The 25,531-nt window shown below is 68.1% G+C and carries 24 protein-coding genes; 16 read left to right on the plus strand and 8 right to left on the minus strand.

Features of this window, described 5'->3' with window-relative positions:
* The first annotated feature begins 337 nt into the window (after positions 1 to 337).
* Positions 338 to 1,054 carry an MMPL family transporter gene (locus ESP70_RS18570; protein ID WP_149690818.1) on the plus strand — a complete coding sequence of 239 codons (717 nt, stop codon included), beginning with the start codon at positions 338 to 340 and terminating at the stop codon, positions 1,052 to 1,054.
* Between the two features lie 13 nt (positions 1,055 to 1,067).
* Here the strand turns inward: ESP70_RS18570 and mftR are convergent, their stop codons facing one another.
* Positions 1,068 to 1,664: a mycofactocin system transcriptional regulator gene (gene mftR / locus ESP70_RS18575; protein WP_149690819.1), complete on the minus strand. Its 597-nt coding sequence runs from the start codon at positions 1,662 to 1,664 to the stop codon at positions 1,068 to 1,070.
* Positions 1,665 to 1,753: 89 nt separating this feature from the next.
* Between mftR and mftA the strand changes: the two genes are divergently transcribed.
* From mftA to mftF, 7 genes are read left to right on the plus strand one after another with little or no spacing between them, the layout of a single operon-like run.
* Complete coding sequence (mftA, locus tag ESP70_RS18580) at positions 1,754 to 1,861, plus strand: mycofactocin precursor MftA (RefSeq protein ID WP_149690820.1); 108 nt, start codon at positions 1,754 to 1,756, stop codon at positions 1,859 to 1,861.
* A 2-nt stretch (positions 1,862 to 1,863) separates the two neighbouring features.
* Positions 1,864 to 2,154, plus strand: coding sequence for a mycofactocin biosynthesis chaperone MftB (gene mftB / locus ESP70_RS18585; RefSeq protein ID WP_246162096.1), 291 nt, complete (start codon positions 1,864 to 1,866; stop codon positions 2,152 to 2,154).
* A complete protein-coding gene (mftC, locus tag ESP70_RS18590; protein WP_149690821.1) occupies positions 2,151 to 3,383 on the plus strand; it encodes a mycofactocin radical SAM maturase in 1,233 nt (410 codons plus the stop codon). The genes mftB and mftC overlap by 4 nt, the downstream gene beginning before the upstream one ends.
* A 14-nt stretch (positions 3,384 to 3,397) precedes the next feature.
* Positions 3,398 to 4,594 carry a pre-mycofactocin synthase MftD gene (mftD, locus tag ESP70_RS18595; protein ID WP_149690822.1) on the plus strand — a complete coding sequence of 399 codons (1,197 nt, stop codon included), beginning with the start codon at positions 3,398 to 3,400 and terminating at the stop codon, positions 4,592 to 4,594.
* On the plus strand, positions 4,591 to 5,307 hold the full coding sequence (gene mftE, locus ESP70_RS18600; protein ID WP_149690823.1) for a mycofactocin biosynthesis peptidyl-dipeptidase MftE: 717 nt from the start codon (positions 4,591 to 4,593) through the stop codon (positions 5,305 to 5,307). Before mftD ends, mftE begins: the two co-directional genes overlap by 4 nt.
* Entirely contained in the window at positions 5,304 to 6,095 is a 792-nt protein-coding gene (locus tag ESP70_RS18605) for a mycofactocin-coupled SDR family oxidoreductase (protein WP_149690824.1), read from the plus strand. The genes mftE and ESP70_RS18605 overlap by 4 nt, the downstream gene beginning before the upstream one ends.
* Positions 6,092 to 7,480, plus strand: a complete 1,389-nt coding sequence (gene mftF / locus ESP70_RS18610) for a mycofactocin biosynthesis glycosyltransferase MftF (protein ID WP_149690825.1) — start codon at positions 6,092 to 6,094, stop codon at positions 7,478 to 7,480. The genes ESP70_RS18605 and mftF overlap by 4 nt, the downstream gene beginning before the upstream one ends.
* Positions 7,481 to 7,586: 106 nt before the next feature.
* Here mftF and ESP70_RS18615 read toward each other — a convergent pair whose 3' ends face one another.
* The 6 genes from ESP70_RS18615 to ESP70_RS18640 form a co-directional block, all read right to left on the minus strand.
* Entirely contained in the window at positions 7,587 to 10,310 is a 2,724-nt protein-coding gene (locus tag ESP70_RS18615; RefSeq protein ID WP_149690826.1) for a branched-chain amino acid ABC transporter permease/ATP-binding protein, read from the minus strand.
* Positions 10,307 to 11,005 carry an ABC transporter ATP-binding protein gene (locus ESP70_RS18620; protein ID WP_149690827.1) on the minus strand — a complete coding sequence of 233 codons (699 nt, stop codon included), beginning with the start codon at positions 11,003 to 11,005 and terminating at the stop codon, positions 10,307 to 10,309. Before ESP70_RS18620 ends, ESP70_RS18615 begins: the two co-directional genes overlap by 4 nt.
* A gap of 74 nt (positions 11,006 to 11,079) precedes the next feature.
* The gene (locus ESP70_RS18625; protein ID WP_149690828.1) at positions 11,080 to 12,279 is read right to left on the minus strand and encodes an ABC transporter substrate-binding protein; all 1,200 of its coding nucleotides are present in this window, start codon (positions 12,277 to 12,279) and stop codon (positions 11,080 to 11,082) included.
* Positions 12,280 to 12,434: 155 nt separating this feature from the next.
* The gene (locus ESP70_RS18630) at positions 12,435 to 13,457 is read right to left on the minus strand and encodes an NAD(P)H-dependent flavin oxidoreductase (protein WP_149690829.1); all 1,023 of its coding nucleotides are present in this window, start codon (positions 13,455 to 13,457) and stop codon (positions 12,435 to 12,437) included.
* Positions 13,458 to 13,528: 71 nt separating this feature from the next.
* Positions 13,529 to 14,005 (minus strand): hotdog family protein, encoded by a 477-nt coding sequence (locus ESP70_RS18635; RefSeq protein WP_149690830.1) that lies wholly within the window; start codon positions 14,003 to 14,005, stop codon positions 13,529 to 13,531.
* A 2-nt stretch (positions 14,006 to 14,007) separates the two neighbouring features.
* The gene (locus ESP70_RS18640) at positions 14,008 to 16,344 is read right to left on the minus strand and encodes a CaiB/BaiF CoA-transferase family protein (RefSeq protein WP_149690831.1); all 2,337 of its coding nucleotides are present in this window, start codon (positions 16,342 to 16,344) and stop codon (positions 14,008 to 14,010) included.
* Between the two features lie 83 nt (positions 16,345 to 16,427).
* On the opposite strand from ESP70_RS18640, the gene ESP70_RS18645 reads away from it, so the two are divergent.
* The gene (locus tag ESP70_RS18645) at positions 16,428 to 17,372 is read left to right on the plus strand and encodes an enoyl-CoA hydratase-related protein (RefSeq protein ID WP_149690832.1); all 945 of its coding nucleotides are present in this window, start codon (positions 16,428 to 16,430) and stop codon (positions 17,370 to 17,372) included.
* Here ESP70_RS18645 and ESP70_RS18650 read toward each other — a convergent pair.
* Positions 17,359 to 18,120 carry an SDR family NAD(P)-dependent oxidoreductase gene (locus tag ESP70_RS18650; protein WP_149690833.1) on the minus strand — a complete coding sequence of 254 codons (762 nt, stop codon included), beginning with the start codon at positions 18,118 to 18,120 and terminating at the stop codon, positions 17,359 to 17,361. The two genes, ESP70_RS18645 and ESP70_RS18650, sit on opposite strands and share 14 nt — an antisense overlap.
* A gap of 57 nt (positions 18,121 to 18,177) precedes the next feature.
* Here ESP70_RS18650 and ESP70_RS18655 point away from each other — a divergent pair, with 57 nt between their 5' ends.
* The 7 genes from ESP70_RS18655 (at position 18,178) to ESP70_RS18685 (ending at position 25,477) form a co-directional block, all read left to right on the plus strand.
* Positions 18,178 to 19,128: a PDR/VanB family oxidoreductase gene (locus ESP70_RS18655; RefSeq protein ID WP_149690834.1), complete on the plus strand. Its 951-nt coding sequence runs from the start codon at positions 18,178 to 18,180 to the stop codon at positions 19,126 to 19,128.
* 131 nt (positions 19,129 to 19,259) lie between these two features.
* Positions 19,260 to 20,777 carry a class I adenylate-forming enzyme family protein gene (locus ESP70_RS18660; protein WP_149690835.1) on the plus strand — a complete coding sequence of 506 codons (1,518 nt, stop codon included), beginning with the start codon at positions 19,260 to 19,262 and terminating at the stop codon, positions 20,775 to 20,777.
* Positions 20,778 to 20,805: 28 nt separating this feature from the next.
* Entirely contained in the window at positions 20,806 to 21,600 is a 795-nt protein-coding gene (locus ESP70_RS18665) for an enoyl-CoA hydratase-related protein (protein ID WP_223148798.1), read from the plus strand.
* 1 nt (position 21,601) lies between these two features.
* Positions 21,602 to 22,810, plus strand: coding sequence for an NAD(P)/FAD-dependent oxidoreductase (locus ESP70_RS18670; RefSeq protein WP_223148799.1), 1,209 nt, complete (start codon positions 21,602 to 21,604; stop codon positions 22,808 to 22,810).
* A 64-nt stretch (positions 22,811 to 22,874) separates the two neighbouring features.
* Positions 22,875 to 23,279, plus strand: coding sequence for a hypothetical protein (locus tag ESP70_RS18675; RefSeq protein ID WP_149690837.1), 405 nt, complete (start codon positions 22,875 to 22,877; stop codon positions 23,277 to 23,279).
* Positions 23,280 to 23,381: 102 nt separating this feature from the next.
* Complete coding sequence (locus ESP70_RS18680; RefSeq protein ID WP_149690838.1) at positions 23,382 to 24,578, plus strand: aromatic ring-hydroxylating oxygenase subunit alpha; 1,197 nt, start codon at positions 23,382 to 23,384, stop codon at positions 24,576 to 24,578.
* Positions 24,575 to 25,477, plus strand: a complete 903-nt coding sequence (locus ESP70_RS18685) for a GNAT family protein (RefSeq protein ID WP_149690839.1) — start codon at positions 24,575 to 24,577, stop codon at positions 25,475 to 25,477. The genes ESP70_RS18680 and ESP70_RS18685 overlap by 4 nt, the downstream gene beginning before the upstream one ends.
* The last annotated feature ends 54 nt before the right edge of the window (positions 25,478 to 25,531 follow it).

The following is a 25,531-nucleotide window of genomic DNA, read 5'->3' on the forward strand; positions in this document are numbered from 1 at the left end:
GAGGCAACCATTCTGAGAGCCACACCAGCCCGGTGGGCAGCAAGAGGTGGGGCCTTCCCGACGACGTCGCGGGCCCGCACAGATACGTACGGACGAAACGACCCTCCCAGAAATGCAAGAGGTGTGTGGATGTTGGTGGGCGAAAATCTTCAGTTGAGCCGGTGATCCGAAGTTTGGAGATCCAGATATTTGTCCGACCGCGGTCGAGGAATGTTGCGCGCAGTGTTCGTAGCGGCTCGGGCTGATAGCCCGGATAGTCTCTAGTTATGGGCGTAAGTGAGGCGGCGGGAGACCTTCCCGAGGCAGTGGTGGTCGAGCTGCGCCGCACTGCCGCCGAGTGGTTGGGGCACGTGCCACATTCGGGATCCTGGTCCTGATCTTCCAGGACGGGAGATTCGAGAACCTGCTGAACTACTCGAGCCAGAATGCGCTGGAGTCGTCGCAGCCGGTGTTCCTGTTCGTAGTGGTGTTCGGGCTTTCAACCGACTACGCCGTCTTCCTCCTGACCAGGATTAAGGAAGCCCGCGACAACGGAGCGATTGAACGCGAAGCCATCGCGATCGGGATGCGCCGTAACGGACCCATCGTGACCGCAGCGGCCGTGCTGTTCGCGATTGCGCTGGGGTCGTTTGCCACGTCGGAGATCATCTTCATCAAGGAGCTCGGTGTCGCGACGGCGTTGGCAGTATTGATCGACGCCTTCCTCGTGCGGACGATCGTCGTGCCGGCCCTGATGACGATGTTCGGCAAGGCAAACTGGTGGGCCCGGCTCCCTTGCGTCGCCTCCACGAGCGGTTCGGGATCAGTGAGCACGACCCGATGGCTGAGCCTGACGAACGGCCGATGGCGCCGGTCCGCGCCTGACCAACCTGGTCCCCGGGCGGCAGGACATCTGCCGCCGCCGGGGCCTCGCGTCAGGCCAGCGAGTCCAAAGACAGGTCGACGACGGCCTGCGCCATCTCTCGGCGATCGCGGCGACGCTCATAAGGCATCAGCCATCCGCGATCCCGGTCTGTGCCATGGGTGCGCCCGTCGCATCAGGTTTCGCGTCTAGGAGCTTCGGGTTTTCATCCCGAGGTCAGGTACGCCCTGAGCTCGACCATCGACTCGGCAAAGACCTCGGTCAGCCGGGTATCGGGATGGGCCAGCCAGCGTTCGTACGATGCCACGGCAAGGGCAAGGCTGACGTGGCCAACGAGCCGGGGGAGGGGTGCATCGGCGGGCATACTGAGGCGCCGGCCGACGTACTCGCTGATGACGGCGCGCCACGCCTCGTAGCGCAGAGCGGAGTGGGCCTGGAGTGCCGGGGTCGTGAGGATCAGCCGCATGCGTACTCGGTGCTGCGGCATCGACGCTTCGTCGAAGTCGTTGAACGCGATCACGCAGCGATGCACGGTTTCGGCGAGGGGGACGTCGTCGGGCACAGCATCGAACTGTTCGCGGAAATGACGCAGGCTTTCATCGAACTGCCCCCACGGGATGTCGTTCTTGGACGGGAAGTAGCGGAACAGCGTGCGGCGTCCCACCCCGACGGCGTCGGCGATCTGCTCCATGGTGGTCTCGTCGAACCCCTGGGCTTCGAACAGCGCGAACGCGGCACGCTCGATCGCGGCGTGATCGGTTGCCGAGGGCCGACCCTGAGGCTTGGTGCGGGAGGCGCTCATGACGCTGTGAATCTAACAGCCCTTCCTTTTTGGCGCTCGGTGCCATAAAGTATGCGCCACATCACAGCCAGTAGCGAAGGAGAACAGCCATGACCCTCAACCCCACGACGGAGAACGTCGCAACCGAAGATGCCGAGCTGGTGACCGAGGACTTGATCGAAGAGGTCTCGATCGACGGCATGTGCGGCGTCTACTGAGCATGACCACTCTGATGGCCGACCCGATGCTGGCCGAGGCCTGGACGCTGTCCGGATCGGTGGCGCTGCGTCCGGAGCCGTTCGGTGCGCTGGCCTATCACTTCGGCAACCGCAAGCTGACCTTCCTCAAGAAGCAGCAGCTCGTCGACGCCGTCAACGCGCTCGGCGACTCCAAGACGGTGGCCGACGCGCTGACCCGAGCCGGCATCCCCGAAGCGCAGTGGCCGGCGTACGTGAAGGCTCTGCGTGGTCTCGCCACCTCCGACATGATCCTCGAACGGAAACCCTCATGACCCTGCTCGACGTACGTACTCCGGTGGCCCGGCCGACGACTGGCCCTCTGGTCAACCAGTTCGAGTTCGGGCTGGATGCCCCGATCTGCCTGACGTGGGAGCTGACGTATGCCTGCAACCTGGCGTGCGCGCACTGCCTGTCGTCGTCGGGCAAGCGCGACCCGCGGGAGCTGACGACCGAGCAGTGCGAGGCGGTCATCGACGAGCTCCAGCGGATGCAGGTCTTCTACGTCAACATCGGCGGGGGAGAGCCGACGATCCGGCCGGACTTCTGGCACCTGCTGCAGTACGCCGTGGACCACAACGTCGGGGTGAAGTTCTCCACCAACGGCGTACGCCTCAACCCCGAACGCGCGGCGTTCCTGGCGTCGACCGACTACGTCGACGTGCAGATCTCCCTGGACGGCGCGACCGCGGAGGTCAACGACTACGTGCGCGGACCCGGGTCGTACGACACCGCGATCACCGCTCTGCAGAACCTGCAGGACGCGGGGTTCAAGGACGCCAAGATCTCGGTCGTCGTGACCCGCCAGAACGTGACGCAGCTCGACGAGTTCAAGGCCCTGGCGGACCAGTACGGCGCAACCCTGCGGCTCACCCGACTACGCCCGTCGGGTCGCGGTGCGGACGTGTGGGACGAGCTTCACCCACTGCCGGAGCAACAGCGCGTGCTCTACGACTGGCTCATGGCCAACGGCGACAATGTGCTGACCGGCGACTCGTTCTTCCACCTCGCCGCCTTCGGTGAGAGCCTCCCGGGGCTCAACCTGTGCGGCGCCGGACGCGTGGTGTGCCTGATCGACCCGATCGGTGACGTGTATGCCTGCCCGTTCGCGATCCACGACAACTTCCTGGCCGGCAACCTGCTGGCCGACGGTGGGTTCAAGCAGGTGTGGCAGACCTCCGAGCTGTTCCAAGAGCTGCGGTCGCCGCAGACGTCCGGCGCGTGCACGTCGTGCGAGTTCTTCGACTCGTGCCGTGGTGGCTGCATGGCCGCCAAGTTCTTCACCGGCCTGCCGCTCGACGGGCCCGACCCGGAGTGCGTACAGGGCTACGGCGAGAGCGCCCTGGCCGGTGAACGTACGATCCCGGCCGCCAGCCAGGACCACTCACGGACAACGCCGGGCCGCAACCAGCCGGTCATGCTGACCCTCACCCGCCGTGAGGATCTCGAGGCGCCGCCGGTCTCCGCGTGCGCCGAGAACCCCCTCGCCGGCTTCCGGCTCTGACCCGAAAGAGAACCATGTCCAAGAATCCGTGGGCCAAGAATCCTTGGTTCGAGTCCGTGGCCGTCGCCCAGCAGCGGGCAAAGAAGCGGCTGCCGTCGTCGGTGTACGGCGCACTGGTCGCCGGGTCCGAGCGTGGCCAGTCGATCGCTGACAACGAAGCGGCGTTCATGGAGCTCGGCTTCGCCCCGCATGTCGCCGGGCACCAGGCCAAGCGCGAGATGGCCACCACGGTCATGGGGCAGGACATCTCGCTGCCGGTCATCATGTCGCCCACCGGGGTGCAGGCGGTCCACCCGGATGGTGAGGTCGCCGTCGCCCGGGCGGCAGCAGCGCGCGGCACCGTGATCGGCCTCAGCAACTTCGCCAGCCGATCCGTCGAGGAGGTCGTCGCGGCCAACCCCGCGACGTTCTTCCAGATGTACTGGACCGGCGACCGCGACGTCATGATCCAGCGCATGGACCGCGCCCGCGCGGCCGGCGCCGTCGGCCTCATCGCGACGCTCGACTGGTCATTCTCGATGGGCCGCGACTGGGGGAGCCCTGAGATCCCGGAGAAGGTCGACTTCAAGACCGCGCTCAAGTTCGCCCCGCAGGTGCTGCGCAAGCCCCGCTGGCTCACGTCGTTCGCCGGCAACCTGCCCGACCTCACGGCGCCCAACCTCGCCGCTCCGGGTGAGGCAAAGGGGCCGACGTTCTTCGGCGCCTACTACGAGTGGATGACCACGACCCCGCCGTCGTGGGAGGACGTGGAATGGATGCGCAAGGAGTGGGGCGGCCCCTTCATGCTCAAAGGCGTCTGCCGCGTCGACGACGCCCTCCGCGCGGTCGACGCAGGTGTCACCGCGATCTCGGTGTCCAACCACGGCGGCAACAACCTCGACGGCACCCCCGCACCGATCCGCGTCCTGCCCGCGATCGCCGAAGCCGTCGGCAACGACATCGAGGTCCTCCTCGACGGGGGCATCCGCCGCGGCAGCGACGTCGTCAAGGCCGTCGCCCTCGGCGCCCGCGCCGTGATGATTGGCCGCGCATACCTCTGGGGCCTCGCCGCCAACGGCCAGCCCGGCGTCGAGAACGTCCTCGACGTCCTACGCGGCGGCATCGACTCAGCCCTGCTCGGACTCGGCGTCTCGTCGATCCACGAGCTGACTCCCGAGCACCTCGTCATCGCCGACGGATTCGCCCGTACGCTGGGACGGCCCGTTCGATGACGCTCGCCGACCGGACATGGCCCGAGGTGGACGGCCGTCCGCTTGTGCTGGTGCCGGTCGGCTCGATCGAGCAGCACGGTCCGCACCTGCCGCTCGACACCGATACCGCGATCGCCGAGGCAGTCTCGAGGGACGTCGCCTCGGCGATCGGGGGCAACGTCCTGGTGGCTCCTTCGCTGGCCTATGGGTCGAGTGGTGAGCACCAGAGCTTCGCCGGGACCAGCTCGATCGGGACTGGCATCCTCCAGTCGGTCGTGATCGAGCTGGTCCGTTCGATGAGCACATGGGCTGGACGCATCGTGTTCGTCAACGCCCACGGAGGCAACCACGCGGGGTTGTCCAAGGCGGTGTTCCAGATGCTCGCCGAGCAGCACAGCGTCGCGTGGGTGCCTTGCGCGACGGAGGACGTCGACCTTCACGCCGGGGTCACCGAGACGTCACTGATGCTGCACCTGCGCCCGGAGTCCGTACGCCTCGATCTCGCCGAGGCGGGGGAGACCCGTCCGCTTTCTGAGATTATGCCGCTGCTCATGGCCGGGGGAGTCGGTGCGGTCTCACCCAACGGGGTGCTCGGTGACCCGTCCGGCGCCTCAGCGGCCATTGGCGAGCGGGTGCTGGCGGAGATGACTGCTGACGCGGTCCGCCGCATACGCGATGGCGCTCCGGATGCTCGCGGGATGCTCTCGAAATCAACGATCGGTGCGCGCGGATGAGCCGCGTCGCGCTGGTCACCGGGGCCGCTCGCGGCATCGGTGCAGAGACCGTACGCACGCTCTGCCGTGACGGCTACCGGGTCGTCGCAGTCGACTCCTGCGCCGGCGACGACATGCCCGACGGGGTCGCGTACGCGCTGGCGACCCGGGCCGAGCTCGACGCCGTGGCCGCCGAGTTCCCCGACCAGGTGCTCGTCCGGGTCGCCGACGTACGCGATCGCGATGCCCTGGCCGAGGCTGCCGCCGACGGTGTCGACGCGTTCGGCCGGCTCGATGCGGTCGTCGCTGCAGCGGCGGTCATCGCCGGAGGACTGCCACTCTGGGAGTCGCCGGACTCGCACCTCGACAGCCAGTGGGAGGTGGACGTCAAAGGCGTGTGGAACACCGCCGCCGTGACGATCCAGCACCTCCTCGCCGGACCTGACCCCTCCGGAGGTCGCTTCGTCGCGATCGCCTCCGCTGCCGGCAGCCACGGCCTGTTCCACCTCGCCGCCTACAACGCCGCCAAGCACGCCGTCATCGGACTCGTGAAGGGCCTCGCGGCCGACCTCGTCGGGACAGGGGTGACGGCATGTGCAGTCTCGCCCGGCTCCACCCGTACACGCATGCTCGACGCCACCGCGGCCCTGTACAACCTCGCCAATGCCGACGAGCTCGCAGCGTCGCAGCTGCTGCGACGGGTGCTCGAACCGTCGGAGATCGCCGCCACGATCGCCCTGTGCTGCTCTGTCGAGGGGGCCGCGCTCAACGGATCGGTGGTCTCTGCCGACGGTGGGTTCGGCCCATGACGCTTCCACCCGGGTTTGCAGTCCGGCTGGCGCCGGGCGTGCGCGTGCGCGACCACGGCCGCACGCTCATCGGCGGCGCACCCATCCGCGTCAACCACCTGAGCGCCGGGGCGCGGGACCTCATGCGCGACGGGACCCTGATCGTCGCCGACGCCGCAACCCGCCGGCTCGCCGAGCAGCTCCTCCACTCGGGCATGGCCGAGCCCGTCACCGCGTTGCTGGCCACGATCGACCTCGACCAGGTCACCTGTGTCATCCCGGTGCGTGACCGCCCCGTGCAGCTCGACCGGCTCCTCACAGGTCTGGACGGGGCGATGCGGGTGATCGTGGTCGATGACGCGTCAATCGATCCCGAGCGGATGGCCAAAGTGGCCGGACGGCACGGAGCGGACTTCATACCTTTGCATCGCAACCTCGGTCCGGCCGGCGCGAGGAACGCTGGCTTGCGTGAGGTGGCCACCCCGTACGTCGTCTTCGTCGACTCCGACGTCGTGATCGATCCCGACGCCGTGGCCCGGCTGCTCCGGCACCTGCACGATCCCAGGGTCGCCCTCGTCGCCCCCCGGATCCGTGGCCTCGACCGGGACGACTCGTGGATCGGCCGTTACGAAGCCGCGCGCTCCTCGCTCGACCTCGGCCGTGACTCGGCCCTCGTACGCCCGCACTCGACGATCGCCTGGGTGCCGTCGGCGGTCCTGGCGGCACGCGTCGATGCCCTCGGCGACGGGTTCGACAGCTCCATGTCGGTAGGGGAGGACGTCGACCTCGTCTGGCGGCTGGACGCTGCAGGATGGCGGATCCGGTACGACGCCGATGTCGTCGCGAGGCACGACCACCGCACCTCGTTGCGCAGCTGGCTCCGCCGCAAGGCGTTCTACGGCTCTGGAGCCGCGCCGCTCGCCTCCCGGCATGGCTCCAAAGTCGCACCTGCGGTGCTGACGCCGATCGGCGCGGCCACCGCGGTCGCGGTCCTGGCGCAGCGACGTTGGTCAGCCCCAGCTGTGGGTCTGCTCTCTGGTGTCATGGCATGGCGCCTGTCAAGGTCACTTCGTGGCGGCGATCATCCTTGGCGGACAGCGGGCGAGCTGACCGCTCTCGGCATCTCGGCGAACCTCGCGCAGCTCATGCACCTTCTGCTCCGCCACTGGTGGCCGGCGGCATTCGTCGGCGCCGTCCTTTCACGCCGGGTTCGGCGAGCGTTGCTCCTCGCTGCGGCAGTCGACACGATGATCGAGCGGCGCCGACTCGAGCCCGATCTGGATCCCGCCCGGTTCGCGATCGCCCTGCGCTTGGATGACGCCGCATACGGTGCCGGGTTGTGGACCGGCGCAGTTGGCGTGCGGTCCGTGCGAGCCTTGCTACCGCACATCCCACACTCGTCCTGAGAGGAGTCGGTCAGCCCTTCGCCTCGACGCCTGCCGCGACGACGTCCTTCTGGAATGCGGAACTGGCCGGACCCGCGGACTGCTCGCCGAGACGAACGAGGCTCAATCAGACGGACTCGCTCTCGCTCTGGGCCGAATGACCGAGGTAGGCCGCGTGCACTGCAGCATTGTGCTTGATCGCCTCAGGCGTGCCCTCCGCGATGATGCGCCCGAAGTCGAGCACGACCACCCGATCGGCCGTGCGGAGGACCATCGGTACGTCGTGCTCGATGAGGAGGACCGCGATGCCCCAGTCGTCGGCGAGCCGTCTGATCAGGTGTCCGAGCTCCAGACGCTCGGTGGTGTCGAGCCCCGCGGCCGGCTCGTCGAGGAGCAGGACGGATGGCCGACCGGCAACAGCGCGGGCTATCGCGACGAGGCGCCGATCGCCGTACGACAGCTCGACAGGATGTCGTCCGAGCAGCCCGGCAAGGCGAAGCTCGGTGACGGCTGCCACGACCGTGTCGCTCATGACCGGCCGCCCCGGCCGCACGAGGTCCGTGACGTAGGCCCGGGCATCGTGCTTGTCGGACGCTACGAGCAAGTTCTCCTCGACCGTGAGGTCGTCGAAAAGCTCCAGCGACTGGAAGGACCTGGTCACCCCGGCTCTTGAGCGGCGATGCGGCGACCACGTCGTGATGTCGTCCTCTCCGAGGCTCACGCGACCCCTGGTGATCCGGTTGAAGCCCGAGACCGCGTCGATCAGCGTCGTCTTGCCGGCGCCGTTCGGGCCGAGGAGGCCGACGACCTCGCCGGGCCTTAGTGAGAGGGATACGTCGCTCAGGGCCATGAATCCGCCAAACTGCTGAGTAAGTCCCTCGATCTCGAGAACCAGCGGAGGTACCGTCATCTGCTGGCGCTCATCGTCGGGCGCGTCCGCGACGGGACCAGTGGCGTCATCGGTTCGACGGAGTCGACCCAGCGCGGCGGTCGTCATTGCCGACATCCGGTCGACGATGCCGTGCTGGTTGAGGAGCAACGTGGCGAGCAGCAGTATGCCCGTGGCCAAGGGAAGATAGGCGATGATTTCCGACTCGCCGTTCGTGGCAGCGTCGCCGAACGGCAACACCGCGACTCCCCCGGCAGCCAGCAGTGCGCCGATCATCGGACCGAATACGTATCCCGACCCGCCGATGACAACGAGCACCAGGAGGCTGATCGAGGCGTCCGGTCTGAAGAGCTGCTGATAGACGATCGTGCTGTAGCTGAATCCGAGCAGCACTCCTCCGATCCCTGCGATCGCAGCGGCCAACGTGAACGCGTACAACTTGCCCTGGAAGACGCTGACGCCGGCAGCGGCGGCGGCCCGCTCGTTGGTACGCACGGCGAGCAGGCGCCGGCCGGCGCGACCACGCCTCAGGTTGGCAACCATGATCGCAAGGGCAACGAGCGTCACGAAGCAGAGGATCGTGTAGTGGTCAGCATGGGTGATGGGATCGATGTCGATGCCGAAAAGCGTTGGTTCGTTGATCTGGGTCTGCTCCGCGCCTCCGGTGTAGGAGCTGTTGCTGAACAGCAGCTGGAACAGCGCGAATCCGAGTCCGAACGTCACGACCGCCAGGTTGACGCCACGAGTGCGCAGAGCAGGCAGCCCGAAGAGAAGCCCCACGAGGGTCGCGACCAGGACACCCGTGGGCAACGCTGCCTCGAGCGGCCAGTCTCGGGCGGCGACGAGGCGTCCGGCTACGAAGGCTCCCACGCCCCCGATGGCGAACTGGGCAAACGAGAGCTGCCCGGCGTAGCCCGTTAGGACGAGCACCGACAAACCGACAATTGCGAAGGTCATCGAGACGATCAGCGCCGGGAACCACGACTCCGGCGCCGCTAGCGCCAAGAATGCGAGCCCACCCGCGACGACCGGCACGAGCACCACGGGACGCAGTCGACCGTTGCCCACGCGTGGCAGCCGGTCGGTCGCGGACCCGCGCACCGGCAAGCCACGGCCGCGCACGATCAGTACCACGATGATGATGAGGAACGGAATCGCGTCAGCGAATCCGGTCTGGTCGACGTACCGGGTGGCCAAGGACTGAGCGACGCCGATCAGCAGACCTCCGACTAGCACGAGTGGGAACGAGCGGAACTGGCCGAGCAACGCGGTGGAGAGGCCTCCAATGATGAGCACGCTCATCTGTGTGACCGACATGAAGCCGGTCGACGTTGCCGGGAACAGCGCCCCTGCCAGTCCGGCGAGCGCGCCACCAAGCCCCCACGTGAGGCTGGCGAGCAGGTCCGGTGACCATCCGAGAGCCGCTGCCGCGCGGGGATCCTCCGCCGCGGCCGACAGGGCATGGCCGATACGGGTCTTTTCGGAGAGGAGAGTCAGGGCGACAATCAGGACGACTGCGATGCCGGCGAGATACAAGTTCTGCTCGCCGACTATGACACCCGAGCGGACCTCAACCGCATCCGACGGCAGGGGCAGGGGAACAGTGCGCTGCTCGGCACCGTACTTGAGGATGATCACCTGTGTCACGATCGTCAGGACGCCGAGGGTCGCAATGACGCGTGACATCGGACCGGCGGCGCGCAGTGGCCGCATCACCAGAAAATGCACGGCGACACCTACGGCGGCAACGAGCACCACGGCGGTCACAAGAGCCACCGCGAACGACGCTTCGTAAACCGTCCGCAGCTCAAACACGGTGTACGCGCCGAGGATCGCGAGGCCTCCCTGGGCGAAATTGATGATGCCGGAGCCCCGATAGACCATCACGAGGCCTGTCGCGAGGATCACGTTGATCGCACCGGTGCCGAGGCCGATCAGGGCAAAGGTCAAGAGCTCGTTCACAGGTTCCCCGTCAGGTAGTGGCCGGCGATCTCGTCGGCAGAGGCCTGCAGTTCTGCAGCAGTGCCCGACATGACCATGCGGCCGCGGCTGAGCACGTAGCCCTTGTCGGCGATCGCGAGGGCCTGGCTGACGTGTTGCTCGACGAGCAGGATGGCGACGCCGCGGTCAGCGGCCTCACGCAGCGTGGTGAGTAGTCGTTGGACGACAAGGGGTGCGAGACCGAGCGAGAGCTCGTCCGCGAGCAGGACACGCGGCTCTCCCGCCAGGATTCGGGCGAGGGCCAGCATCTGCTGTTGGCCGCCCGAGAGGAGACCGGCCTTCTTTCGCAGATGGGGCTCGAGCTCCGGGAAGTACTCCAGCGCCTTGTCGACGGGGCCGCGGCCGACGGCCAGGTTCTCCCAGCCCGTCAGCTGCATGAAGACGCAGCGGCCCTCGGTCAGGAAGCCAAGGCCGTGCCGTGCGCGGTGGTCGAGGCCACGGCGCTTGCTGTTACCGAGCACTTCGATCTCGCCCTCGAACGGGACGAGTTCGCCGGCGATCGTCGAGAGAATAGTGGTCTTGCCGGCACCGTTTGCGCCGACAAGGGCGGCCATTTCACCAGGAGCGACCCTGAGGTCGACGCCATGGATCGCCGGTGTGGATCCGTATCCTGCCGTGATGCCGGTTGCCCTGATGGCTGCCGAGCTGGCGGTCATGGGAACTCCCTCCCTGGAGCGCGAATGGGACGCGGGTCTGGGACACCGAGACGTCCCAGACCCGCGTGAGTGCGTCAGCCTCCGAACAGTGGCGACAGGTCCTCGAAGTCGCCCTCTTGCACGGGGGTGCCGTCCTTGGCCGTCAGGTAGACGACCTGACGGTTGAACACGCGGTTCAGGCCCGGCACGGCGAACTCCTTCGTGAAGTCGGTCGGCGCCATGAGGCCACCTGCGTCGACGTTCGTGGTCTTGGCGAGACCTGCGACGACGGACTCGGCCGTCACCTCGGCCTGATCATCGAGCACTGTCTTGAGGACTTGATATGACGCCCATGTGCTTTGGTTGTAGGCACCCGTCCAGTCGACCTTGTCCGACGAGTCCTTCGCTTCCTTCCAGACGTCTTCGGTCGCGGGCACGAAGTTGACGGCCGTCACGGCACCGTCGAGCGATCCCTGAGCACCCTTGATCGTCGTGTCATTCAGCGCGCCGGCAACGAGGTAGTAGCGGGACTTGACGCCGACGCTCTTGCCGGCGACCGCGGTCGCGACGATCTGATCGTTCGGCAGGCCGAGGATGGCGCAGTCGACTTCGCCGATCTGCTTGGCGACACTGGCGAAATCAGTTGTCGTCGTCGGCACCTTGATGTCCGTGGGCTTGGCTCCGCCGCCGGCTTTGACGCCGTTCGCAATCAACGTCGCCGCGCTGACGGCGGTCGGGACGTCGTAAAGCACTGTCGCGATGGTCTTGCAACCGTCTTTGGCAGCACGCTGTCCCAGTCCCGCGAATGCCACCGATCCGGCGATCAGCGGGTAGGAGTCCTTGCTGGCGAGCTCATCTGCGGAGAATCCGGGAGGGCCGATCCATGGGATGCCTGCCTTCGCGATGATCGGCACGATGCTTGCGCCCGACGTGGTGAAGCCGCCGACCACGGCGATGGCCTTCTTTGACACCGCCTGCCGCGCGCAAGCGGCCGCTGTGTTGGGGTCGTTGCCGTCGTTGCAGGTGATGACCTTGACCTCGTGGCCACCGAGACCGCCGGCCGCGTTGAGCGCCTTGGCGGAGGCCTTGGCAGCTTCCATGATTTCCGGCTGGTTGATTGCGGCGGTGTCGACCGGCGCGATCGTCATGACGGTGACCGGTTCGCCGGTGAACTTCACGTCCGACGATGCGTCGTCGGAGTTGTTGTCGTTTCCTCCGCAGGCCGCGAGCGCCAGCATGCCGCTGACTCCCAGCACGGCGAACCGCGAAGCAAAACTGATGGTGCGTGAACGCATGTACGTCTCCCTCTTCTGTCGTGGAACCTTCAGTTGTGACTCACGTCACGGCATCCGGGTCCGCCGCAGCCTATAGGCATTAGTTTTAGGAAGCAAGACTTCCATCTATGGAAATTAGGTTTGCGTCTACGAGTCAGTGGCAGATCCTCTGTCGATCACTCCGGGGTTTTCTGGACCATGTGGGCCAGGCGTCCACGAATGAGCTCACGGGCATCCGCCACCATTCGGCGCACGAGCTCGCCGGCCGGCGGGACATCATGGATGAGGCCCTGGCATGTGCCGACGGTCCAGATGCCGGCCTCCGGGTCGCCGAGCTCATAGACGGTCCTTCCGCGCGCACCGGACACGAGGTCCTTGACGTCGTCGAACCCGCCGCCGTCCGCGAGGATCCGGACGACATCACGGCTGACCGTGTTGCTGGCCACGCGCGCAGTGTTGCGCAGGGGTCGGAAGATCAGCTCGGTGTCGCGCTCGGTGGCCCGGACGATCGCCTGTTTGATCGTGTCGTGAATGGGCGATTCTTGCGTGCACATGAATCGGGTGCCCATGTTGATCCCGTCCGCTCCGAGAGCCAGAGCGGCGACGAGTCCACGCGCGTCGGCGAATCCGCCGGAGGCGATCATCGGAATCGTGATGTGCGGCGCCGCCGCGGGGATAAGCACCAGTCCCGGGACGTCGTCCTCGCCGGGGTGCCCCGCGCACTCGAACCCGTCGATGCTGATCCCGTCCACGCCGAGCTCCTGTGCCTTGATCGCGTGGCGGACACTCGTGCACTTGTGCAGCACCTTGATCCCGGCAGCGTGGAACTGCGCGAGGTGCGGTCCTGGGTTGGATCCGGCGGTCTCAACGATCGTCACTCCCGACTCGATGATGGCCTGGCGATACTCGTCGTACGGCGGCGGGTTGATCGCCGGCAGAATCGTGAGATTGACGCCGAATGGCTTGTCAGTGAGGTCGCGGGTGCGCGCGATCTCTTTGACCAGGTCTTCAGGCGTGGGCTGGGTCAGGGCCGTGATCATGCCGAGTGCGCCCGCCTCGGCCACGGCGGCGACGAGCTCCGCTCGCCCGACCCATTGCATGCCACCTTGGACGATCGGGTGCTCGATGCCGAACTCGCGAGTGAACTTGGTGCTGAGGGCTGGGTTCGTCGAGGCCCCATCCGTCTTCTCTGCGTACATGGACATTCCTTCTGATGAGTGGTCGTGGCGTTGGCCGACGGACGGCGCCTCTGTCGGTCTGGCGACCGCGTTCACGCGCGGGATCGTCGACGGACGACCTGGATGCTGGTGAACGCCATGACGACGTCGCCCTCGGCATCGACGAACGTCGACGTAGAGCGCACGTCCGCCCGGTCGTCGCGGAGGACGATCTCGTCGATCGTGATGGTGGCGTCGAGGCGCACGCCGGGTCGTGCGGGTTTCGGGATGCGCAGCCGATCGATGCCCTTGCCGGCCACGAGTGCCAGATGGGCGACGAATCCGGGTGACGCGAGCGAGGAATACCACGCCATGAGCAGGGCGGCGGGGGCTATGAGGTCGCCGAACGACTCGGTCGCCAGCGCGATGTCGGTATGTATCGGCAGCGGGTCGTAGCGGCGCGCGAAGTCGAGGATCTCCTCGTGGCTCGGCATGATCGATCCCAGGGCAAGGTGGTCACCGGCTAGCAGGTCTTCGGCGTGCAAGGGCGCCAGACCGATCATCGTCGACAGATCTCGGGCCTCAGTCATGCTCATGCGTTGACCGCGACGACGGGCGCCCCCTCGTGCAGGACACCGTCCGCAAGGAGCCGTTCGATGCGGTCCTCGCTGAGCCCCAGCACATCGCGACAAACCTCGCGGGTGTGCTCGCCGACAGCGGGCGCCGGCCCGAGCAACAGTGGCGGCGCGACGCCGTATACCGAAGCGACCGCCTCAGTGGGGAGTTCGTGATCGAGGACCGGGTGATGCAACGTCGCAAAGGTGCCACGGTGCTGCAGCTGCGGATCGTCGAGCAGCTCGGGCAGACGCACCATCGCCGCGGCGGGCACACCGGCCTCCTGCAGGCGCTCCATGACCTCGTGGGGGGCGCGGGTCGACGTCCACGCCGTGACGGCATCGTGCAGGTCGCGGTCGGCTCCGGTTCCGACAACGCCGGCCAGGCGGGCGAGCTCGTCGTCGTCGCGGGCCTCGACCAGGGCCCACTCGTCGTCGCCGTTGCATGGGAAGAGCCCCCCGAACAGCTCACGCCCTCGATTACCCGCTGCCACGGCCGACCCGGGCACGAGCGCTTCCTCGACGGCGCGCGCGGCCAGCTGGTGCAGGACGACGTCGGACTGGGCGAGCTCGATGCGTGCTCCCGACCCAGTGCGGACCGCGCGCAGCAGTGCTGCGGCGGCCACGAGGGCGCCGACCTTGGCGGCGACGTGGTCGGGGAACACCGTGACGCCGTCCCAGGACTCGACGTCGCCGGGCGCGTAGCGCCACAGGCTTGTGATGCCGCACGCGGCACGCACGAGCGGCCCGTACCCGAGCCGTTGCGACCAGGGGCCCTTTGCGCTGAAGGCCGCGCTTTCAACAACGACGATGCGCGGGTTCAAGCGTTTCAGATCCTCATGGCCGATCCCCAGTGAGTGAAGCGTCCCAGGCTTGAAGTTGGAGAGAACGATGTCACTGGATGCGGCGAGGTCGTGGAAGAGTGTCTGGCCGCCCGTGCTTCGCAGGTCGAGACCCAGGCTCCGTTTGTTGCGTTGGCCCCACGCGAATGACGCGTTCATGGCCTCGCCGCCGCGCGTCTGCCGGAGGCCGTCGGGGAATGCAAGGCTCTCGACCTTGATGACGTCGGCGCCGAGGTCGGCAAACATGCGACCGATCTCGGCCCCGAAAACGATGACGCCGAGGTCGAGCACGCGCACGCCCGCGAACGGCAGGGGTGACGGTGACAGCAACGATGTCGTGGAGGTCGCGCGCGTAAGCCAGGCCGGCAGTCCAGCAGCGGGTTCGGCGGGCGCGGGGGAGTGGATGCCCAGCCGCTTGCCGTCGAGGTCGACGCAGCCGACCGGCGTGGGGCACGCCTCGAGCTCGGGCGCAAGATCGGTGGGTGCGATGGTGCCGGCGGTGGTGAAGTGGACGGACGTCAGCGCGTCGCCGAGGGTCAGAACCTGGGCCAGTGGGACGCCGCGCCGCGCGGCCTCGTCGACGAGGACGGCACCGGGCTGGTCGGCGAACAGGGCCATGATCAGCGGGTCGATCAGGTCGGCCGCTCGGAAACGCTCGGCGATGCTGTCGTACTTGGGGTCGGCGAGCTCAGTCGGCTCGCCGAGCCACGCGAACATCCCACGCCACTGCCGCTTGGCCAGCAGGCACAGGCGGACGTAGCCGTCCTTGCAGGGATAGATGGGGTAGGAGTCGGCCGGTGGGCGGCCGCGCCGGAACTTTCCAGACCGGCCGGCGGCGGCCGATCCCTGCACGCCGAACGCGGGATCGAGCCCGGTGACGACGGCCTCCTGCTGCGCGAGGTCGATGATCTGTCCGGGCCCGCCGCGGCGCACCGCGATGAGGCCCACGAGGGCGGTCCAGGCGAGCTGGCTCGCGGCCGACGCCGCGGCGATCTCGCCGGGGGGAACCAACGGCACGTCGCCGGGCCGGCCTGACCTCGACAACGCTCCGCTCAGCGCGAGGAACGTCCGCGAGGTGGCCGACCATTCGCTGCGGGGGCCGGTGCGACCGAACGGGGTCGACACGACGACCACCAAATGGGGTGCTGCCGCCAACAGGCGCTCGGGGTCGAGGTGGGCGGCGCTGCTGCGGTCGAGGACCACGATGTCGGCGTCGGCCGAGAAGGCCCGCAGGGCGTCGAGATCGGCGCGGTTGGCGACGTCGGCGGATCCGGACCGCTTGTTGGCGTTGGACACCGCAAACTCGAGGGAGCGGCCCTTGACGACGGGTCCGCGCGATCGGGTCGGGGCGCCGCTGAGGGGCTCGACCTTGACGACGTCGGCGCCGAGATCGGCGAGCAGGCGGGTCGCGGCCTCGCCGGCGGCGTCGGCGACGTCGAGCACGCGGACGTCTGCAAGGGGGAGACTGCTCACGAGCGCCCCCGGGTGTGACAAGTATGTGACATGCGCATTAATCTAACGGCGATCGGTTTATTCGTCACCCCTCTGGAGGAAACATGGTCTCGAGCCCCGACGAGTCGGGCGTGCACGCGCTGCCGGAATCCAGCGGATCCACGGTCTCGTACGGCGTGACGGGCCGCGTGGCCACGATCGTCCTCGACCGTCCGGACCAGGGCAATGCCATGACGCTCGAGCTCGTCACCGACCTGGTCGACGCCCTCGACCGTGCCGACGCCGACGACGAGGTCGCCGCAGTCGTCCTGACCGGCCGTGGTCGCCAGTTCTGCCTGGGCGCCGACCTCGGTGAGGGTTTCCACCACGGTGGGCGAGAGCCGCACCCGCGCCACGTCGCGTTCATCGAGCGCTTCGGCGAGATCAACGGCGTGCCGCGCGACGCCGGGGGAGTCGTGACGCTGCGCATCGCGGCGATGCTCAAGCCGATCATCGCCGCGGTGAACGGCGCTGCCGTCGGCGGGGGCGCCTCGATGCTGCTGCCCTGCGACATTCGCGTCGTCGGTCAGTCGTCCCGTGTCGGCTTCGTGTTCGGGCGCCGCGGGATGTTGACGGAGTCGGCGTCCAGCTGGTTCCTGCCCCGCATCGTGGGCATCTCGCAGGCTGCCGAGTGGGTGTTGACCGGCCGCCTGATCGGCGCCGACGAGCTGCTGCGCGGGGGGCTCGCCGGGCACGTCGTCGCCGACGACCAGATCCTCGCAAAGGCCTACGAGCTGGCGAGCGAGATCGCCGACAACACGTCGGCCATCGCCACGGGACTGTCGCGCCAGCTGCTGTGGAGCATGCTTTCAGCCTCGTCCCCGTGGGACGCGCACGGTGTGGAGTCGGTGGGCGTGTACGACCTGCCGAGCCGCGCCGACGTGCAGGAGGGCGTCGCGTCGTTCCTCGAGAAGCGCGACGCGGCGTTCCCGCTGCGGGTGCCGCGCGACTACCCCGACTACGGTCCCCGCTGGCCGGCCCGCCCCGAGGGCGACGTCAGTACGAGCTGAGGCCGCCGTCGACCACGAGCGTGGTGCCGGTGACGTAGGTCGACGCGGGGCTCGCGAGGAACAGCATCGCGGCGTCGAGCTCGGCCTGTTCGCCGAAACGTCCCAGCATCGACTGCTCGGCGACCATCTCGCGCAGGACGTCAGAGGCACCTTCGGTCATCTCGGAGTCGAAGTAGCCGGGGCACAGGGCGTTGACGCGAATGCCGCGCCGGGCGCTCCACTGGCCCGCGAGGTCCTTGGTCAGGCCGATGACGCCGGCCTTGCTGGCCGCGTAGGACGCCTGTGGGAACCGGGGGGCGACGAGCCCGAGCACGCTGGAGACGTTGACGATCGATCCGCCATGGGTCATGTGTGGGGCGCAGGCCTTGGCCATCCAGAACACGCCGTTGAGGTTGACGTCGATGACGCGGCGGAAGTCGTCCGGCGACTCCTTGAGCGCCGAGCCGTGGCCGCCCAGGCCGGCGTTGTTGACCAGCGCGTCGATTCGTCCGTGGGCCTCGACGGCGGCGACGGCCGCGCGGTCGCAGTCCTCGGGCACGCTGACGTCGGCGGCCACGACGGTGATGGCCGAGCCACCGGCTCGGAGGTCGTCGGCCAGCGACTGGAGCCGGTCCTCGCGGCGGGCCACGAGAACGACATTCGCGCCGGCGCCCGCGAGCGAGCGGGCGAAGCCGGCCCCCAGCCCGGAGCTGGCTCCTGTCACCACGGCCGTCAGTCCGTCCATGCGGAACAGGTCGAGCGTTCCCATCGTGTTCTCCTCGCACATCTCTTTTGAAATCTAAAGACAGTAGGTATTCTGCCGTACATGTCCAGTCAGCCGACCCTCCGCATGTACGTGGAGTCGCGTCAGGGCGCGGCAGAAGGTGTCGTCCACCTCGTCCTCGTCCCCACCGAGCCCGGCACCAACCTCCCGTCCTGGAAAGCGGGCGCTCACATCGACCTGAGGTCCGACGACGGCATCACCCGTCAGTATTCCCTGTGTGGAAGGCCCAGCGACGACCACTTCGAGGTCGCGGTCCTCAACGTCCCCGACGGTCGCGGCGGCTCCCGCTGGGTGCACGAGTCGCTCCTCGAGGGCGCCGAGGTCGACGTCGCCGGTCCGCGCAACCACTTCGAGCTCGCCGACGCCCCCGCGTACCTCTTCATCGCCGGCGGCATCGGCATCACCCCGATCCTGCCGATGATCCGCGAGGTCGCGTCGCGCGACGTCGACTGGCGTCTGGTCTATGGCGGCCGCACGCGTCACTCGATGGCGTTTGCCGAGCAGCTGGTCGAGGAGTTCGGCGAGCACGTCGACCTCGTTCCTGCCGAGGAGCGCGGCCTGATCGACCTCGCCGGCGTGCTCGACGAGCAGCAGCCCGGACGTCGCGTCTACTGTTGCGGACCCGAGCCCCTGCTCGACGCGGTCGAGAAGGTCATGGTCGACCGCGACAGCGAGACGTTGCACGTCGAGCGCTTCTCGCCACGCGACGACGTCGACACCTCGGGCGACGCCTTCGACGTCGAGATCGCCGCTAGCGGCGCGACCGTGCACGTCGAAGAGGGCCAAAGCATCATTGACGCCCTGGCCGACGCAGGCATCACGGTCGACTTCTCGTGTCGCGAGGGCACCTGTGGCACGTGCGAGACCGGCGTGCTGGGCGGCATCCCCGACCATCGCGACGACGTCCTCGACGACGCCGAGAAGGCGCAGAACGACGTCATGATGATCTGTGTGGGGCGGTGCGTCGTGGGACCGCTGTTGCTGGATCTGTGACGCCCGTGATGCCTGAGCATTGACAGTGACGCGCGTCACGCGGTAGAACTCTCTTAACTATTGTCGTTAGATAAACGACTGTCAGCCGCCGAAACCGTTCCGCGTGCCCCCGCGCCGATGAAGGAGCTCCCATGACCGCAACGATCGGATCCGCCCTCGCATGGTGGGCGAGCTGCCAGCCTGAGCGCGCTGCGGTGATCGTCGGTGAGGGCCAGGTCGACTACCAGACGCTGGAGGCGTGGAGCAGCCGCGCGGCCCAGCAGCTGCAAGCCGCAGGCGTCCACCACGGCGATCGGGTCGGACTGCTCGCCCCCAACGACATCGCCTGGACCGTCGCCGCGCTGGCGATCATCAAAGCCGGGGCCGTCATCGTGCCGCTCAACAGCCGGTTCCGGCCCGCCGAGCTGCGCAATGTGCTCGACGCCGCGGGCGCCACCACGTTGATCGCCCACGACAGCCTGAAGGGCGTGGTCGAGGAGTCCAACGCCCTCGGTGCGCCGGTCTCGCTCGTGACGTTCTCCGAGATCGAGGTGCTCCGCATCGGCGAGCCGTCGTCGTTCCGCATCGATCGCGATCCCGACGAGCCGATCGCGATCATCTTCACCAGCGGCTCGACCGGGCTCTCGAAGGGCGTCGTGCTGACGAACCGCACTCTGCTCAGCATCGTGTTCGAGGCGTCGCTGACCGAGAAGGGGTTCCGGCAGGGCTCGACGTCGCTGCTGGTCCTCCCGTTGGCGTTCACTCCCGGTCTTGTTTGGGGCCTGCTCATGACGACGGTTCTCGGCGGCACCATCGTGGTCGAGCGCGAGCTCGACCCCTCGCGGGCCGTACGTCTCGTCGAGCAGCACCGGGTGCAAGCGCTGTTCGGTGTCCCACTGATCTTCCAGGCCATCGCGTCCGCGCCCGAGTTCGCCGACGCCGACCTCTCATCGGTTGAGACCGCCATCGTCGGTGGTGCCGCCGTGCCGGTTCCGCTGCTCGAAGCTTGGGCCGCCAAGGACGTCGCCCTCCGTCAGATCTACGGCATGACGGAGGCCGGCGGCGTCGCGACGGCCACTCTGCGCGAGGAGTTCCGCGACCACCCCGGGAGCTGCGGCGCCGGATCGATCTTCACGAGCCTCAAGGTGGTCCGCGACGACGGCACCCCGGCCGCTCCGGGCGAGCCGGGGGAGATCCTGATCCAGGGTCCCGGCGTCACTCCCGGCTACTGGAACGAGCCCGAGATCACCGCCGACGTCTTCCGTGACGGATGGCTGCGCAGCGGCGATCTCGGCAAGGTCGACGAGAAGGGGCGGATCACGTTCGTCGACCGGCTCAAGGACCTCATCATCACCGGCGGCATCAATGTCTCCCCGGTCGAGCTCGAGGCTGTCATCGCCAGGATCCCCGGGGTGGCCGAGGTTGCTGTGATCGCGGCCCCCGATGAGAAGTTCGGCGAGACGCCCGCTGCAATTGTCACTCGGGGGGGCGCGCTCGAGGAGGCGACTGTCGTGGAGGAGTGCGCCAAGGTGCTCTCGAGCTTCAAAGTGCCAAGCTATGTCGTACTGCGCGACGATCCGCTCCCGCGCCTCCCCAACGGCAAGATCAGCAAGGTCGACATCCGCGCGGAGTACGCCGACCTCGTCGAGCGCTTCGCGAAGGTGCGCTGACATGGGGGCGCGATCGAAAGCGCCCGTCGTGGAGGTCACCACCGAGCCTGTCGTCCGTCACGAGCGGCACGGCGCCGTCTCGGTCATCAGCATCGACCGCCCCTCGGCCATGAACGCGGTCGACGGGCGGGTCGCCACCGGCATCGGCGTGGCCCTGGACGAGGCCGACTGCGACCTCGAGGTACGGGCGATCGTCATCACCGGCACCGGCGACGCCTTCTGTGCCGGTGCCGACCTGAAGGCCTTGGCCCGTGGCGAGTCTCTCGATGCCCGGGGACGCCCCGAGTGGGGCTTCGCGGGATACGTGCGCCACGCGGTCGCCACGCCGACGATTGCCGCCGTCAACGGCTTCGCGCTCGGCGGTGGCACGGAGATCGTGCTCGCGTCGGACCTCGCGGTGCTCGACCCTTCTGCCACGCTCGGCCTGCCCGAGGTGCGGCGCGGCCTGATGGCCGCCGCCGGCGGAGTCATCCGCATCCAGCGACAGATCCCCCTCAAGAGAGCCCTTGAGATGGCCCTGACGGGCGAGCCGGTCACGGCGCAAGTGGCTGTCGAGTGGGGTCTCGCCAACCGGGTCTCCGCGCCGGGCGCGGCACTGGCCGAGGCGCTGGACCTGGCCGGCCGCATCGCCGAAAACGCACCCCTGGCCGTGCGGGAGACCAAGGCGATGGTGCACGCGACGGCGCATTTCGGGTCCGACTGGGACGACGAGCCGTGGGCATTGAACAACCGCGCCATCGGCCGGCTCCTGCGGTCCGACGACTTCCGCGAAGGTGCGCGTGCCTTCGCCGAGAAGCGTCGTCCCGCCTGGACGGGGAGCTGAGGTGACCGAGCTTCGTGAGTCGGTGCGTCGGCTCGTCGTCGTGGGTGCCTCGCTCGCCGCGACGCATGCAGTGCAGGAAGCCCGACGACTGGGGTTCGAGGGATCGATCGCCGTCATCGGTGACGAGCCGCACCCCCCGTATGACAGGCCGCCGTTGTCGAAGCAGTTCCTGACCGACACGGACGTACCCGAGCCGGAACCGTTGCTCAACGTCGACGCCCTCGACGTGAAGCTGATGACGAGCACTGTCGCCACAGGCCTCGACGGCCGCGAGCGTCGCGTGCACACCTCGGCCGGCGACGTGCCGTACGACGTGCTGCTGATCGCCACCGGCTCGGAGCCGAGACAGCTGGGCCTCGGCGACGGGCTCGAGGGTGTCACGACGTTGCGGACCGCCGGGGAGTCGCTGGCCATCAGGTCGCGCCTCGAACCAGGTGCGCGCGTCGTGGTCGTCGGCGCCGGTTTCATCGGCGGAGAGGTCGCCTCGAGTGCGCGGGCCCGCGGTGCGGATGTCACGCTGGTCGAAGCGTTGCCCCTTCCTCTCGACGCGGCGGTGGGCTCGTTGGTCGCCGAGCGGCTCGCGATGCTGCACCGCCAGTACGGCGTCGACCTCCGGACCCGCACGACGGTGCGCTCGATCGACGGTGGTGACGCGGTCGAGAAGGTCACGCTCTCGGACGGCTCGGTGCTCGACGTCGACCTGGTGATCGTCGGCATCGGCGTCGAGCCGTCGACGGCATGGCTGCGCGGAGCCGGGGTGTCGATCAACAACGGCGTCTCCTGCACTCCATACCTCGAGAGCACCGTGCCCGACGTCTACGCGGCCGGCGACGTCGCCCGGTGGATCAACCCCTGGAACGGGCGCTCCACCCGACTGGAGCACTGGACCGCCACGGGCGAGCAGGCAGAGGTGGCCGTCCGAAACGCGCTGGGAACGGAGCGCACCGAGTGCTCGATAGTGCCGTACTTCTGGTCCGATTGGTACGGGCATCGTCTGCAGATGCTGGGAGAGCCGGCCGACGAGGTCGAGCTCACGGTCGCCGGCGGTGCCACCGACCCGTTCCTCGCGCAGTACCGCTACGACGGTCAGCTGGTCGGCGGCTTCTCGCTGGATCAGACCGGCCCGCTGATGAAGCGGCGCCGGGCGATTGCGGCCCGTGCCTCGTGGGAGGACGTGCTCAACGGCACCGAGCGGACACCGTCGCCATGAGCGGTGCGAATCGCCGCGCTCTGCGAAACTGTCGTGACCGCATGACCCGACCGAGGAAGTGACGATGCTCGTCCTGCTGCTGATCGTTGCCGCCGCTGCGCTGCTGGTGCACGGTGTCCTTGCCGACCAGCCGACCGAGGTGCTCGCGGCCGGGGTGCTGAGCCTGTTGGGCATCGTCGCGGTCCTCGTGGACCGGCGACGTCGGCGCGGCTCGGCACCCGCTGAGGAACCGGTCGACGATCGTGCCGTCGCCGACGAGGCGGTCGTGGCGAAGCGTCCGGTGAAGAAGGCGACAAAGAAGGCGGTGGTCGAGGCTGACGAACCGCAGCAGGTCGTGTTCGCCGTCGGTCGCACGACGTTCCATCGCACGGACTGCTCGTCCGTCGTCGGCAAGCCGGTCAGTCAGGCCGATCGTGCGCAGCTCGAGACCGGCGGCATGACGCCGTGCCGTCGCTGTCTGGCCGCCTGACGAGAGGCCGAACCGGCGCCTCCTTGCGGTCAGGTGCGCGCCGCGTTAACTTAAGGCATTAGGTAATGCGGCATCAGTTGTCGCCATGAAGAGGAGGTTCCAGTGACGGATCGCGTGAGCGCGGACCGAGAGGCACGCATCCGCCGTGCCCTCGAGCACCTGCGGAACGACACCACGGACCAGGTCGACAAGATCGAGCCCTTCGAGGCGGCCGAGTTCACCGACCCGGTGCTCGCGGCCAGAGAGCGCGACCTCGTGTTCGGTCGCGTCCCGTCGATCGTGGCCCATGGATCTGAGCTACCGAAGACCTACGACTTCAAGACAATTCGGATGCCGCGCAACAACGTCATCATCTCGCGGCAGAAGGATGGCGGCGTCAAGGCGTTCGTCAACTTGTGCCGTCACCGGGGGGCGCTCCTGGAGGAGGAGTCCTGCGGCAAGCGCCGTCTGTTCTCCTGCCCGTACCACCGCTGGTCGTACGACATCGACGGCTCGCTGCGCACCATCACCCGTGACAACACGGTCGGTGAGGTCGACCGGACCACGTTGGGTCTCGTCGAGCTTCCCTGCGAGGAGCGCCACGGGTTCGTGTGGATCGTCGACCGGGTCGGTGCCCCGATCGACGTCGCCGGCTGGCTCGGCGAGGAGTTCGACGAGATCCTCTCGGGCTACGAACTCGGGTCGCTGCACTGCGTCCGCGAGGAGGGATTCGATGAGCCGGTCAACTGGAAGATCATGCAGGACGCGTTCCTCGACGGCTACCACATCCAGTACGCCCACCCGAACACCGCGGGCAAGATCATCCACACGAACATCATGGCGTTCGAGGACTTCGGGTCCCACGCCCGCTTCGTGGCACCGCGCAAGACGATCGATCGCTGGCTCGAGGAGGACCCGGGCGACGAGTCGCTGGTCAACTACGTCACCGAGACCCACTTCCTGGGCCCCAACAGTACGCTGCTCAAGCAGCCGGATCACTTCCAGCTGCTGACCTTCCGCCCCCACCACAGCGACCCTGCACGTTCCGTCATGGAGATGCGGCTCATTGTGCCGTCCCCGGAGAAGGCCGGCATCGAGCAGGCCAAGTGGGAACGGCTATGGGAGAAGAACTGGCAGATCCTGCTCGACGTCCTGCACGCCGAGGACTTCCCGGTGCTGCGGGCGTCCCAGCGAGGCATGTCGAGTCGCGACAGCGGCCCCATGCTGCTGGGCCGCAACGAAGTCGCGAACCACCTGTTTCGCCGCACGATCCAACGTCTGCTCGCAGAGAGCGACGAGGAAGTGACCGGCGCTCCGTGATCACCTATGCCTGGGTCGAGAGCATTCCCCCCGACCAAGGTGACGACCTGGCAGCGCTGCTCGACGGCGCGGTCGAGTACGACGCCGAGGCAGGATTCTCGACCGCGAACCCCGACCGCCCTGCTGCCGAGGGGGCCAGGGTGCACCACCTGCTGGTGTCGATGCCACCGCGGGGCTTCCGGGGCAGCCCCGAGCTCGAGCGCCTGCCCGATGTCGACGTCGTGGCCTACCTGCGCCTCGACGTGCTCGACGGTGTGGGTGAGGCGGCGCTCGTCGTCCGTCCCGAGTTCAGGTCGCTCGGGGTCGCGACGCTGCTCATGGAGCGGCTCCGCGACGAGCAGGACGGATGGGCTGCGATCCCGGGGCTGACCCGCGTCGCCGGATGGTCGCACGGCGTCCACCCTGCGGCGCAGCGGATGTCGTGGCGGTTCGGTGCCGAGTCGGGCCGCGAGGTGGTCCGCACGTTGATGGGGATCGGGGGTTCGCGGCCGTTCCGTCCGGAGGTCGCCGTCGACGGCGTACGGCGTATGGACGGCGCGACGTTCGGCGAGCCCGCGCGCGGCCATGCGGCAGCGGCTTGCCCGGCCGACCTCGCGATGCGCGACCGTGTCGCGACCCGGCTCGTGATCGACGAAGTGGGCGTCGTCGCCGTGGGGAGCGGTGTCGAGGGCGATCCCGAGGCGCCGGCACTACTCGAGCTCGACCCGGCGGCAGCCCCCCACGACAAGGACGACCTGGTGCTGCTGCTCTCGGCGGGTGCCGTCGCCGCGCAGGACGGCGGTGCGCGACTGGCCAGCCTGTACGTCGACGCGACCGACGAGGTCGTGCTCCACGTGTCGCGCGAGCTCGGCTTCTTCCACGACCAGACCGATCTCCGCTACGACCTGACGCTCGGCTGATCTGGCCCATGTGACCTGGATCTCGATCCCTGTTGACTTGATAAATCTAACGCA

This window comes from Aeromicrobium ginsengisoli, from assembly GCF_004134905.2.
Classification (GTDB): Bacteria; Actinomycetota; Actinomycetes; order Propionibacteriales; family Nocardioidaceae; genus Aeromicrobium; species Aeromicrobium ginsengisoli.